The 12,833-nt window shown below is 73.5% G+C and carries 10 protein-coding genes and 1 rRNA gene; 5 read left to right on the top strand and 6 right to left on the bottom strand.

All coding sequences use genetic code 11. The features are described 5' to 3' along the window. Positions 1 to 24: 24 nt before the first annotated feature. Positions 25 to 417, bottom strand: coding sequence for a PTS-dependent dihydroxyacetone kinase phosphotransferase subunit DhaM (locus AC2TEW_RS27140; protein ID WP_484625990.1), 393 nt, complete (start codon positions 415 to 417; stop codon positions 25 to 27). A gap of 140 nt (positions 418 to 557) precedes the next feature. On the opposite strand from AC2TEW_RS27140, the gene dhaK reads away from it, so the two are divergent. Next, positions 558 to 1,556, top strand: a complete 999-nt coding sequence (gene dhaK / locus AC2TEW_RS27135; RefSeq protein WP_484625989.1) for a dihydroxyacetone kinase subunit DhaK — start codon at positions 558 to 560, stop codon at positions 1,554 to 1,556. A 49-nt stretch (positions 1,557 to 1,605) separates the two neighbouring features. Then, on the top strand, positions 1,606 to 2,361 hold the full coding sequence (gene dhaL, locus AC2TEW_RS27130; protein WP_484625988.1) for a dihydroxyacetone kinase subunit DhaL: 756 nt from the start codon (positions 1,606 to 1,608) through the stop codon (positions 2,359 to 2,361). A gap of 43 nt (positions 2,362 to 2,404) precedes the next feature. Here the strand turns inward: dhaL and AC2TEW_RS27125 are convergent, their stop codons facing one another. Further along, positions 2,405 to 3,604 (bottom strand): PP2C family protein-serine/threonine phosphatase, encoded by a 1,200-nt coding sequence (locus AC2TEW_RS27125; RefSeq protein ID WP_484625987.1) that lies wholly within the window; start codon positions 3,602 to 3,604, stop codon positions 2,405 to 2,407. Positions 3,605 to 3,939: 335 nt separating this feature from the next. Between AC2TEW_RS27125 and AC2TEW_RS27120 the strand changes: the two genes are divergently transcribed. Beyond that, on the top strand, positions 3,940 to 4,158 hold the full coding sequence (locus AC2TEW_RS27120) for a heavy-metal-associated domain-containing protein (RefSeq protein ID WP_484625986.1): 219 nt from the start codon (positions 3,940 to 3,942) through the stop codon (positions 4,156 to 4,158). 91 nt (positions 4,159 to 4,249) lie between these two features. After that, entirely contained in the window at positions 4,250 to 6,541 is a 2,292-nt protein-coding gene (locus tag AC2TEW_RS27115) for a heavy metal translocating P-type ATPase (RefSeq protein ID WP_484625985.1), read from the top strand. A 43-nt stretch (positions 6,542 to 6,584) separates the two neighbouring features. Here AC2TEW_RS27115 and AC2TEW_RS27110 read toward each other — a convergent pair whose 3' ends face one another. The 3 genes from AC2TEW_RS27110 to recD2 form a co-directional block, all read right to left on the bottom strand. Further along, on the bottom strand, positions 6,585 to 7,304 hold the full coding sequence (locus AC2TEW_RS27110; RefSeq protein WP_051811481.1) for an SDR family NAD(P)-dependent oxidoreductase: 720 nt from the start codon (positions 7,302 to 7,304) through the stop codon (positions 6,585 to 6,587). Between the two features lie 601 nt (positions 7,305 to 7,905). Beyond that, positions 7,906 to 9,195 (bottom strand): citrate synthase, encoded by a 1,290-nt coding sequence (locus AC2TEW_RS27105; protein ID WP_484625984.1) that lies wholly within the window; start codon positions 9,193 to 9,195, stop codon positions 7,906 to 7,908. 224 nt (positions 9,196 to 9,419) lie between these two features. Next, complete coding sequence (gene recD2, locus AC2TEW_RS27100) at positions 9,420 to 11,612, bottom strand: SF1B family DNA helicase RecD2 (protein WP_484626070.1); 2,193 nt, start codon at positions 11,610 to 11,612, stop codon at positions 9,420 to 9,422. A gap of 119 nt (positions 11,613 to 11,731) precedes the next feature. On the opposite strand from recD2, the gene AC2TEW_RS27095 reads away from it, so the two are divergent. Next, positions 11,732 to 12,580, top strand: a complete 849-nt coding sequence (locus AC2TEW_RS27095) for a VOC family protein (RefSeq protein ID WP_484625983.1) — start codon at positions 11,732 to 11,734, stop codon at positions 12,578 to 12,580. A 6-nt stretch (positions 12,581 to 12,586) separates the two neighbouring features. On the opposite strand, the gene rrf is transcribed toward AC2TEW_RS27095, so the two are convergent. Further along, positions 12,587 to 12,703: ribosomal RNA gene (rrf, locus tag AC2TEW_RS27090) — 5S ribosomal RNA — on the bottom strand. Positions 12,704 to 12,833 lie beyond the last annotated feature (130 nt).

Genomic DNA, 12,833 nt, shown 5'->3' with positions numbered 1-12,833 from the left:
CGCCGGGCCGCCCCCGTCCCGGCGTCAGAACTTGCGGTGGTGCCAGGCCTGTTCGGCGGCCGCCGCCACCTCGGCCAGCCCCGCGCCCGTGGACGCCGTCACCACCGCCGCCACCGCGCCCTCCACGAACGGCGCGTCCACCAGCACCGCCCCGCCGCCCGGCCGGTCGGCCAGCACCGCACGCGCGGTCAGCACCGAACTGCCGAGGTCCGGCACCAGCACCACCCCGGCGCCGCCGTCCGCCGCCCGCACCGCCTCGGCGATCAGCTCGTACCCCGTACCGAGGCCGCCGTCCGCCGTACCCGCCGCCACCAGCACGGTCACCCGCCCGCCGCCCAGCTCGGCCAGCAGCTCGCGCAGCCCCCCGGCGAGCGCGACGCTGTGCGAGACCAGGACGACCGCCACCGCAACATCCATGGACCGAGCGTAACTCCGCCCGGCGCTGCGGCCGTTCGGGTTCGCTCCGGGCCACGCCGGGCAGTCGGGCACGACGGCGGGCGGGCCCGGCGTACCGTCGACCCGAGGGCCCGCGGGACCCGCCGAGGGGAGCCACCACCGTGAAGAAGCTGATCAACGACCCGGCGACGGTCCTGCCGGACGCACTGGCCGGGTTCGCCGCCGCCCACCCCGGCCTCGCCGTCGACCTGACCGCGCGGGTGATCGCCAGGGCGGACCGGACCGGCCCCCCGAAGGTCGCCCTGGTCTCCGGCGGCGGCTCCGGCCACGAACCGCTGCACGCCGGCTTCGTCGGCCCCGGCATGCTGGACGCGGCCTGCCCCGGCGAGATCTTCACCTCCCCCGTCCCCGACCAGGTGCTCACCGCCGTCCGCACCGTCGACCGCGGCCGCGGCGTCCTGCTGGTGGTCAAGAACTACACCGGCGACGTGATGAACTTCCGGCTCGCCGCCGAACTCGCCGCCGAGCAGGGCATCGAGGTCCGCACCGTCCTGGTCGACGACGACGTCGCCGTCGAGGACTCCACCTGGACGGCCGGGCGCCGCGGCACCGGCGCCACCGTCCTGGTCGAGAAGGCCGCCGGGGCCCTCGCCGAACGCGGCGCCGGCCTGGACGAGGTCGCCGCCCTCGCCACCCGGGTGAACGCCGCCTCCCGCTCGTTCGCCATCGCCCTCACCGCCGCCACCGTGCCCGCCGCCGGGCGCCCAGGCTTCGACCTGCCCGAGGACGCGATCGAGGTCGGCGTCGGCATCCACGGCGAACCGGGCCGCCGCCGCGAGCCGCTGCGCCCCGCCCGCGACCTGGCCGCCGAGGTGGTCGACACCATCCTCGCCGACCACCGCGACCTGGCCGCCGGCGACCGGCTGATCGCCCTGGTGAACGGCCTGGGGGCGACCCCGCTGCTGGAGCTGTACCTGGTCTTCGGCGAGGTGCACGCCCGGCTCGCCGGGCACGGCCTGCAGATCGCCCGCAACCTGGTCGGCAACTACGTCACCAGCCTGGACATGGCCGGGTTCTCCCTCACCCTGGCCCGGGCCGACGACGAACTGCTGGACCTGTGGGACGCCCCGGTGGCCACCCCGGCCCTGCGCTGGTCCTGACAGCCGGCCCACCCGCCCGAACCGCCCCCGACCGCCGAGGAGACCCCAGATGAACACCCGACCCGGCCCGGACGGCCCGGGCACCTCGGGCACCCTGGACACCGCCCTCGCCGCCGCCTGGCTGGCGGCCGCCGCCCGAGCCGTCGAGGAGCACGAACAGGAGCTGACCGCCCTCGACTCGGCGATCGGCGACGGCGACCACGGCAGCAACCTGCGCCGCGGCTTCACCGCCGTCCGCCTGCTGCTCCCCGACCCCACCGCGGATCCGGGACCACCCGGCACCGAACCGGACAGCACCGATCGGGACAGCACCGAACCGGACAGCACCGATCAGGACAGCCCCCGCGACCTGCTGCGCACCGCCGGGACCACGCTGATCTCGACGGTCGGCGGCGCCAGCGGCCCGCTGTACGGCAGCGCGCTGCGGGCGATGGGCGCGGCGCTGCCCGACGGGCCGGCGGACGCCGCCCAGCTGGCCGGGGCGCTGGCCGCCGGGCTGGCGGCGGTGCAGGGGCTGGGCGGGGCCGTCCCCGGCGACAAGACCATGGTGGACGCGCTGGCCCCGGCGGTGGAGGCGTTCCGGGCCGCCGCCGGCCGGGGACTGCCGCAGGCCGCCGAGGCCGCCGCCCGGGCCGCCGAACAGGGCGCCGCCGCCACCGAACCCCTCCAGGCCCGCAAGGGCCGGGCCTCCTACCTCGGCCCGCGCAGCACCGGCCACCGCGATCCGGGCGCCCAGTCCACCGCACTGCTGCTGCGGGCACTGGCCACCGCCGCCGGGGCCCGACCGGCCGGGCCGCCCGGCTGAGCCGGAGCGGATGAGCCGGAGCGGGTGCGCCGGACCGGGCAGGTCAGCCGGACCGGCCGGGGCGCCCGGGGCCGTCCCCGTCGGCGCGGCTGATCAGCATCAGCAGCGCGTCGTCCCCGAGCTCACCGCCGGTGTGCACCAGCAGGTCGGCGTAGACCCGGCCGACCGCCGACTCCAGTTCGGCCGGGGAGCGGGCGGCCCCCGACACCAGCGCGCCGACCCGCTCGGCCAGCGGGTAGAAGTCACCCGTGCGGTGGTGCCTGGCCTCCACCACCCCGTCGGTGTACAGCACCAGGACGTCGCTCGCGCCGAACGCCACCCGCATCGCCGCCGGCTCGCCGACCGCCAGGCTGCCGAGCCCGAGCGGCACCCACGGGTCGGCGGCCTCCAGCACCGTCACCGCGCCGTCCCGCCCGACCCGGATCGGCGGTACGTGCCCGAAGTGCAGCAGTTCGACCTGCTCCCCCTCGCCGAACTCGGCGAACAGCGCGGTGGTGAACTCCCCGTCCGGCACGTGCCGCTGCACGCTGGCCTCGATCCGGGCCGCGACCTCGGGCAGCCGCCGCTCGTCGTAGGCCGCCTCGCGGAACGCGCCGAGCACCACGGCCGCGGTCTGCACCGCGCCCAGCCCCTTGCCCCGGACGTCGCCCACCAGCACCCGGGTGCCGTTCGGTGTCTCCAGCACCGAGTACAGGTCACCGCCGATCCGGGCGGCGTCCGCCGCGGAGACGTACCGGACGGCGAGGCGCAGCGGTCCGACGGCGGGTTCGGGCTGGCGCAGCAGCGCGCGCTGTGCGGCCTCGGCGACCGAGCTGACGGCCGCGAACGCCGCCGCGCGGCGCATCCGCAGGCTCGCCACCCAGGCGCTGAAGGCGGTGAGGGCGAAGTAGCTGAGCATCGCGCCGAACAGGAAGCGGCCGTCGTTGAGGTCGGCCACCTGGTCGTAGTAGCTCAGGCCGATCAGTGCGGCCAGGCCGACCGCGCAGACCGACAGCAGCTCCACCGGCCGCAGGGTGAGACCGGCGATGGAGGGGACGACGACCATGAGCGGGGCGAGGTAGCGGTCCTGGCCGGAGAGGAAGTCGGCCAGTGTGACGATCAGGATGGCGAGTGCGGCGGGCGCGGCCCGGCGCCGGAACGAGAGGTCCTGCAGGTCGGTGGCGAGCAGCGCCCGGCTGCGGCGGGACTGCGGCACCGCGCCGGCTCTGGGCAGGTCGGGCCTGCCGCGGCTGTTCCAGGACACCTTTCGAACATATCGGACAGCTCGGCCCCCCGCGCCGCGTCCCGGCGGGCGGGCAGGCGGCCGGTCAGGCGGGGGCGTGGGCGGCCGGCGGCTCCGGTTGGGCCGCTCGGCCGACCGGGCACCAGAACGGGCGAATCCCCGCGATCCGGTGCCGGAGTTGCGGCCGGCGGCAGCCATGCTGCGATGCAGAGCACAGTCACCACCCCGCCACCACCCCGCCCCGGAATACCCCAGGGGGGTATGGTGTTGTGAGCGGTCGGACGATCAGTCGGACGATACGTGCGCAGTCAGACCAGCGGGCGGCCGCCCGCGCCGCCCCACTTCCGGAGGTCCCCGTGTCCAGCACCATCACCTACACCGTCACCGGCATGAGCTGCGGCCACTGCGAGAAGTCGGTGAGCGCCGAGGTCTCCGTCCTGCCCGGGGTCACCGAGGTCGCCGCGGACGCCAAGGCCGGCACGGTGACCGTGTCGGCGGCGGCGCCGCTGGCCGAGGAGCAGCTCCGGGCCGCCATCGACGAGGCCGGGTTCGCGCTGGTCGGCGAGGCGGTCTGAGTCCCGCCGCGGGGCGGTCCCGGTGGACCGCGGCCGCCCCGCCCCCGGCCTTCCCCCCTCACCGGCTCTTCCGATCGGAGCAGACCGAGCCATGAGCACCACCCAGGGCATAGCCCCCGCCGCCGAGCGGGTGGAACTGTCGATCGGCGGGATGACCTGCGCCTCCTGCGCGGCGCGGATCGAGAAGAAGCTCAACCGGATGGACGGCGTCGAGGCCACGGTGAACTTCGCCACCGAACGGGCCCGGGTCGACTTCGGCCCGGCGGTGAGCGTGGCCGACCTGATCGCCACCGTGGAGCGGACCGGCTACACGGCGGAGCTCCCCCCGCCCCCGCCCCCGCTGCCGCCCGAACCGGCCGCGCACCCGGCCCCCGGGCAGGCCGCCGCCACCGGGCGGCCCGCCGCCGAGCCCGATCCGCTCCGCGAACGGCTGCTGGTCAGCGCCGCGCTGGCGGTCCCGGTGGTCCTGCTCTCGATGGTCCCCGCCCTGCAGTTCGACAACTGGCAGTGGCTGGCCTTCGCCCTCACCGGCCCGGTCGTCGTCCACGGCGGCCTGCCGTTCCACCGCGCCGCCTGGACCAACCTCCGGCACGGCGCCGCCACCATGGACACCCTGGTCTCGCTCGGCACCCTGGCCGCGTTCGGCTGGTCCGTGTGGGCGCTGTTCCTCGGCCACGCCGGGATGCCGGGCATGCGGCACGGCTTCACCCTGGCGGTCGGCGGCGAGGACGCGTCGAGCACGCTCTACCTGGAGACCGCCGCCGCCGTCACCGTGCTGATCCTGCTCGGCCGCTGGCTGGAGGCGCGCTCCAGGCGCCGGGCCGGGGCGGCCCTGCACGCCCTGCTCGACCTCGGCGCCAAGGACGTCGCGGTGCTCCGGGACGGCCGCGAGGTCCGGCTCCCGGTCTCCCGGCTCACGGTCGGCACCCGCTTCGTGGTCCGGCCCGGCGAGAAGATCGCCACCGACGGCACGGTGGTCGAGGGCGCCTCCGCGGTCGACGCCTCGATGCTCACCGGCGAGTCCGTCCCGGTCGAGGTCACGGCCGGCGACCCGGTCACCGGAGCCACCGTCAACGCGGGCGGGCGGCTGGTGGTCGAGGCCACCAGGGTCGGCGCCGACACCCAGCTCGCCCGGATGGCCCGCCTGGTCGAGGAGGCGCAGAACGGGAAGGCCGCCGCCCAGCGGCTGGCCGACCGGATCTCCGCGGTCTTCGTCCCGGTGGTGGTCCTGATCGCGCTCGCCGCCCTGGTCACCCACCTGCTGGCCGGCGGCAGCCCCACCGGGGCGTTCACCGCCGCCGTCGCGGTACTGATCATCGCCTGCCCGTGCGCCCTGGGCCTGGCCACCCCGACCGCGCTCATGGTCGGCACCGGCCGGGGCGCCCAGCTGGGCATCCTGATCAAGGGCCCCGAGGTCCTGGAGACCACCCGCCGGGTGGACACCGTCGTCCTGGACAAGACCGGCACCGTCACCACCGGCCGGATGTCGCTGGTCGCGGTGCACACCGCGGACGGCACCGGCGAGGCCGAGGCGCTGCGCCTGGCCGGCGCGCTGGAGCACGCCTCCGAGCACCCGATAGCGGCGGCCGTGGCGGGCGCCGCCGAAGAACGGCTGGGTGCCCTGCCCGTCGTCGACGGCTTCGAGAACACCCCCGGGCTCGGCGTGCGGGGCCAGGTGGACGGGCACGCCGTCCTGGTCGGCCGGCCGGCCCTGCTGGCCGACCGCGGACACCCGCTGCCGCCCGCCCTGGCCGAGGCCGTGCGCGCGGCCGAGGCCGCCGGCCGGACCGCCGTCGCGGTCGGCTGGGACGGCGCCGCCCGGGCCGTCCTGGAGATCGCCGACACCGTGAAGCCGACCAGCGCCGCGGCCGTCGCAGAACTGCGCGCGCTGGGCCTGCGCCCGGTCCTGCTGACCGGTGACAACCGGGCGGTCGCGGCATCGGTCGCCGCCGAGGTCGGGATCGCCCCCCAGGACGTCCTGGCCGAGGTCCTGCCGGAGCAGAAGGTCGCCGAGGTCCGGCGGCTGCAGGCGCAGGGCCACTCGGTGGCGATGGTCGGCGACGGCGTCAACGACGCCGCCGCACTCGCCCAGGCCGATCTGGGCCTCGCCATGGGCACCGGGACGGACGCGGCGATCGAGGCCGGCGACCTGACCCTGGTCCGCGGCGACCTGCGCTCGGCCGCCGACGCGATCCGGCTCGCCCGCCGCACCCTGGCCACCATCAAGGGCAACCTGTTCTGGGCCTTCGCCTACAACGTGGCCGCGATCCCGCTCGCCGCGGCCGGGCTGCTCAACCCGGTGGTGGCCGCCGCCACGATGGCCTTCTCCTCGGTCTTCGTGGTCACCAACAGCCTGCGACTGCGCAACTTCCGGGCCTCCTGACCCGCCGCCCCGCACCTGCGGCGGCGGGCGGCCCCGGACGGCGTCACCGTCCGAGCAGCTCGCCGCCGTTGCAGTGCAGGATCTCGCCGGTGATGAACCCGGCGTCCGGCGAGGCCAGGAAGTAGACCGCCGACGCGACCTCGCCGGACTCGCCGATCCGGCCGACCAGGGTGCGGGCCGCCCGCCGGGAGACCTCCGCCTCGTCCAGCCGCGGCCCGAAGAACTCGGTGCCCGACACGGTCCCCGGGGCCACGATGTTGGCGGTGATGCCGGAGGGACCGAGCTGGGCCGCCAGGAAGTGGTTCCAGGCGTGCAGCGAGGCCTTGGCCGCCCCGTACGAGCCGGCTCCGCGCAGCGCGGCGATCGAGCTGACCGTGACCACCCGGCCGGAGCCCGGGGTGAGGCGGTCGCGGATCGACTCGGTGAGCATCACCACGGTGAGCACGTTGCGCTCGAAGTCCCCGCGCCAGCGGGCCAGCACCGCGTGCGGCCCGGCGCCGATCACGGTCTCCCGGCTGCCGGCGTTGTTCACCAGGACGTCGATCCGCTCCGGCAGCGACGGCAGCACGGCCTCCACCGCGTCCGGGTCGGCGAGGTCGCACACCACCGGGGTCACCCGGGGGCCGAGTTCGGCCGCGGCCCGTTCCAGCACCGCCCGCCGCCGCCCGACGATCACCACCTCTTCGCCCGCCTGGGCGAACCGCCGAGCCACCTCGTACCCGATACCGGTGCCACCACCGGTCACCACGACGTTCCTGGTCATCTGCGCAACACCCTCCCTGCCCAGCCACCGCTCCGCCGCACTTGCGGGGCGGTCCGTCCGGAATGGTCCGATTCCTATCACGCTGGGTTGCCATGACTGCGAGGAGGGTGACACAGCGCGCCCGACGTAGGGTGTGATAAGGGCCGCCGGAACGGCCCGCCCGAACGGGGACACCGGGGGCGGCCCGAGGGGTGGCACCAGGCGCACACGGAGCGTGGCGAGAGCCAACTCACACCCTCTACCCGTAACTTTGCGCCCCCAGTTACGTCTTACCTTGTACAGCGCGGCAGCTTTCGGTGCGCGGGACCGGTGGAACCACCGTGCCCGCCCTCGGCCTCTGCCGCCGACGGGGCTCCGGCGGGCCCCGGGACGGCCGTCGGCATCGACCGACCATCGACCGACATCGACGGCCTTGGCGCACGACGCCGGGGTACGACCAGGTCCGGGACGCTTTGAGCGGCCGTCTCCGGGCCCCGGTCACTCCCGGGCGTCGTGCGCGCAGCTTGCGCCCCGGGCGGCCCACACACCGCCCGAGGACGCCGAAGGGCCCGGCCGCACCAGGCGGCCGGGCCCTTCGTCACTCCCGGGGGCGACGCCTCGCTCAGCGGGCGTCGAGCGGCACGTAGTCGCGGATCGCGGTGCCGGTGTAGATCTGCCGCGGACGGCCGATCCGGCTGGTCGGGTCGTTGATCATCTCGTGCCAGTGGGCGATCCAGCCCGGCAGCCGGCCGAGCGCGAACAGCACGGTGAACATGCTGGTCGGGAAGCCCATCGCGCGGTAGATCAGACCGGTGTAGAAGTCCACGTTCGGGTAGAGCTTGCGCGAGACGAAGAAGTCGTCGCTGAGCGCGTGCTCCTCCAGCTTGAGCGCGATGTCCAGCAGCTCGTCGGACTTGCCCAGCTGGCCGAGCACCTCGTGCGCCAGCTCCTTGACCAGCGCCGCACGCGGGTCGAAGGCCTTGTACACGCGGTGACCGAAGCCCATGAGCTTCACGCCGTCCTCGCGGTTCTTGACCTTGCGGATGAAGGCGTCGACGTCGCCGCCGTCCTTCTTGATCTGGTCCAGCATCTCCAGCACGGCCTGGTTGGCGCCGCCGTGCAGCGGACCCCACAGCGCCGAGATGCCAGCCGAGATCGAGGCGAACAGGTTGGCGTGGCTGGAACCGACCAGGCGCACCGTGGACGTCGAGCAGTTCTGCTCGTGGTCCGCGTGCAGGATCAGCAGCTTGTCCAGCGCGTTGACGATCACCGGGTTGAGCTCGTAGTCCTCGGCGGGGACCGCGAAGGTCATCCGGAGGAAGTTCTCCACGTAGCTCAGGTCGTTGCGCGGGTAGACGAAGGGCTGGCCCATCGCCTTCTTGTACGCGTACGCCGCGATGGTCGGCAGCTTCGCCAGCAGGCGGACCGTCGACAGGTGGCGCTGGGCCGCGTCGAACGGGTTGTGGCTCTCCGGGTAGAACGTGGAGAGCGCGCCCACCACCGAGGACAGCATCGCCATCGGGTGGGCGTCCCGCGGGAAGCCCTGGTAGAAGCGCTTGACGTCCTCGTGCAGCAGGGTGTGCTGGGTGATCTCGTTGGTGAAGACCGAGAGCTCGCCCTCGGTCGGCAGCTCACCGTTGATCAGCAGGTACGCCGTCTCGACGAAGTTGCCGCGCTCGGCGAGCTGCTCGATCGGGTAGCCGCGGTAGCGGAGGATGCCGTTGTCACCGTCGACGAAGGTGATCGCCGACTTGTACGCAGCGGTGTTGCCGAAGCCGTTGTCCAGGGTGACCAGACCGGTCTGCGGGAGCAGCTTCGAGATGTCGAAGCCGGCGTTGCCCGCAGTGCTCTCGACGACGGGGTACTCGAACTCGTCGTCCTGGTACCGCAGTACTACCGATTTGTCGCTCACGTCTTCCTCACCGACGAAATGAATCCTCATCCGAGTGCCTGACCGTCTCTACGATCCCCCATCCGGAGGATGGCCGCGCACCCGGGGTGGGCCGGAAAGGGGCCCGTCCTACAAAAGCTGTCGCCGCAGCCGGTACGAACCGGACAAGATCGGCACCAGACCAGGTTCCGCCCTAAATCTCTTCACGTCAAGACAACCTCCGACCGTACCCGACCCTTGGGCGATCATCCAGTTGCCAACCGGTGGTCCAGAGCCGAATGGCGCCGACCTGCACTGACGGCCCGAACCGCCTGACCGATCGCCCTGCGCGACCCCACCAGCACAACCAGTCGTTTCGCCCGCGTCACGGCGGTGTAGAGCAGATTTCGCTGCAGCATCGTCCACGCCGACGTAGTGACGGGAATCACCACCGCCGGATACTCACTGCCCTGCGAACGGTGGATCGTCACCGCGTACGCGTGCGCCAGCTCGTCCAGCTCGTCGAAGTCGTACGGCACCTCCTCGTCCTCGTCGGTCAGCACCGTCAGCCGCTGCTCCTCCACGCTCAACGAGGTCACCACCCCCACCGTGCCGTTGAAGACGCCGTTCAGCCCCTTCTCGTAGTTGTTGCGGATCTGGGTGACCTTGTCCCCCACCCGGAACGTCCGCCCGCCGAACCGCCGCTCCGCCAACCCCTCCCGGGCCGGCGTCACCGCCGCCTGCAGCAGCGTGTTCAGATTCCCCGCCCCCGCGGGCCCCCGGTGCATCGGCGCCAGCACCTGGACGTCCCGCCGCGGATCCAGCCCGAACCGCTGCGGGATCCGCCGCGCCACCACGTCCACCGTCAACCCCGCCGCCCGCTCGGTGTCGTCCTCCGCGAACAGGAAGAAGTCCGGCAACCCGTCCGTGACCGGCACCAGCCCCTCGTTGATCCGGTGCGCGTTCGTCACCACCCCCGACTGCTGCGCCTGCCGGAAGATCCTGGTCAACCGCACCGACGGCACCGGACCGCCCGGCGCCAGCAGATCCCGCAGCACCTCACCCGCCCCCACCGACGGCAACTGGTCCACATCCCCCACGAACAGCAGGTGCGCACCCGGCGCCACCGCCTTCACCAGCTTGTTCGCCAGGATCAGGTCCAGCATCGACGCCTCGTCCACCACCACCAGGTCCGCGTCCAACGGCCGGTCCCGGTCGTACGCCGCGTCCCCACCCGGCCGCAGCTCCAACAACCGGTGAACCGTGGACGCCTCCGCACCCGTCAGCTCCGCCAGCCGCTTCGCCGCCCGCCCGGTCGGCGCCGCCAGCACCACCTTCGCCTTCTTCGCCAGCGCCAACGTCACGATCGACTTCACCGTGAACGACTTCCCGCAGCCCGGCCCACCCGTCAGCACCGCGACCTTCTCCGTCAGCGCCAACCGCACCGACTCCCGCTGCTCCGGCGCCAGATCGGCCCCCGTCCGCTTCGCCAGCCAGCCGAGCGCCGCCTCCCAGTCCACCTCCGCGAACCCCGGCATCCGGTCCGACTCCGCCCGCAGCAACCGCAGCACCTGGTTGGCCAACGACACCTCCGCCCGGTGGAACGGCACCAGGTACACCGCCGTCACCGGCTGCCCCTCCGCCCCCGGCACCCGCTCCCTGACCACCCCCTCCTCGGCCACCAGCTCCGCCAGACAGTCGATCACCAACCCGACGTCCACCTGCAGCAGCTTCACCCCGTCCGCGATCAGCCGCTCCTCGGGCAGATAGCAGTTCCCCTGATCACTGCTCTGCGACAGCGCGTACTGCAGGCCCGCCTTCACCCGCTCGGGACTGTCGTGCGGGATCCCCACCGCCTGCGCGATCCGGTCCGCCGTCAGGAACCCGATGCCCCAGACATCGGCCGCCAGCCGGTACGGCTCGTTCTTCACCACACCGATCGAGGAGTCGCCGTACTTCTTGTAGATCCGCACCGCCAGCGAGGTCGACACCCCCACCCCCTGCAGGAAGACCATCACCTCCTTGATCGCCTTCTGCTCCTCCCAGGCAGCCGCGATCATCCTGGTCCGCTTCGGCCCCAGCCCCGGCACCTCGATCAGCCGGCCCGGCTCCTGCTCGATCACCTCGAGCGTGTCCACCCCGAACTGCGCCACGATCCGCTCCGCGAACCGCGGCCCGATCCCCTTGATCAGCCCCGACCCGAGATACCGCTGGATACCCTGCACCGTCGCCGGCAGCACCGTCGTGTAGTTCTCCACAGTGAACTGCTTGCCGTACTGCGGATGCGACCCCCACCGCCCGAACAGCCGCAGCGACTCCCCCGGCTGCGCCCCCAGCAGCGCACCGACCACCGTCAGCAGATCGTTCGCCCCACGGCCCGTGTCCACCCGGGCGACCGTGTAGCCGGTCTCCTCGTTGGCATAGGTGATCCGCTCCAGCACGCCGTCCACCTGCGCCAGCTGACGCTGGACCTGGGCCTGACCCGGAACCTGGCCAGGACCCTGACCCGAGGCCCGACCGCCCTGCGGCTGCGCCGCCTGCCGCTGCTGCGTGGCCACTGGGCCCCCTCTCGCTACTGGTGACCGTCCGCTACGCACCGTACCTCCCCGCGCCGACAGCGGTGGCCACGGCGATCAACCCGACCGACGATGCAGGAGGAACCCACCCGCCCAACGCCCGCCCGATGCCCGGTCACCGCCCGGTCGCCGCCCAGCCACCCCGCAAGGGAGCACCCGCCATGGTCACCCTGGGCCCGCCGGTCCTGCGCAGTCCCGACCCGGCCGCCTCCGCCGCCTTCTACGGCGTCCTGCTCGGCCGCCACCGCGCCCCGCCGGCCATCCGGCCGACCCCGGCCGGGCACGCCGCTGCGGCCTGGACACCGGCCTTCCTGACCCCTGACCCGGACACCGTCACCCGGGGCATCCGAGCCGCCGGCGGCACCGTCCGCGCCGGCCTCTTCGGCGACCCGACCGGCGCCGAGTTCACCGTGGAGCACCACCCCGGGACCGACGACCCGACCCCCGCCGCCCGGCCCTGGACCGAACTCCTCAGCGTCGACACCACCGCAGCCAAGGCCTTCTACTGCGCGGCCCTCGGCTGGACCGGCCAGGACATCCCGTTCGAGGGCGGAACCTACACGGTGCTCGCGGCCGGCCCGCAGGAGAGCACCGGCGGCATCCGGCAGCTGCACGCCACCGAAGCCGCCACCGGCCTGGGCTCCCACTGGCTGCCGTACCTGGAGGTCGACGACCTCGACGGTCTCATCGACCGGGCACTGCGACTCGGCGCCGTTCTGCGGGAAGCGGCCAGGCAGAGCCCCGGCCTCGGCCGCACCGCCCGGCTCACCGACCCGCAGGGAGCCCATTTCGCAGCAATGGCCCGGAAATGCGAGAAGCCCCTCCGGGACACCCGGAGGGGCTTCTACTGAAAAATTGTTCGGCGGCGTCCTACTCTCCCACAGGGTCCCCCCTGCAGTACCATCGGCGCTATGAGGCTTAGCTTCCGGGTTCGGAATGTAACCGGGCGTTTCCCTCACGCTATGACCACCGAAACACTATGAAACTGTCAACCGCACCACACCACGCAACCTGCGGTGTGGGGTCGTTGTTTCAGAACAACACAGTGGACGCGAGCAACTGAGGACAAGCCCTCGGCCTATTAGTACCGGTCAACTCCACCCC

The sequence above is a fragment of the Kitasatospora sp. NEAU-CNBT7 genome, from assembly GCF_057220535.1.
Note: the sequence above shows the minus strand (reverse complement) of the source record. Positions and strands in the feature narration are given on the sequence as shown.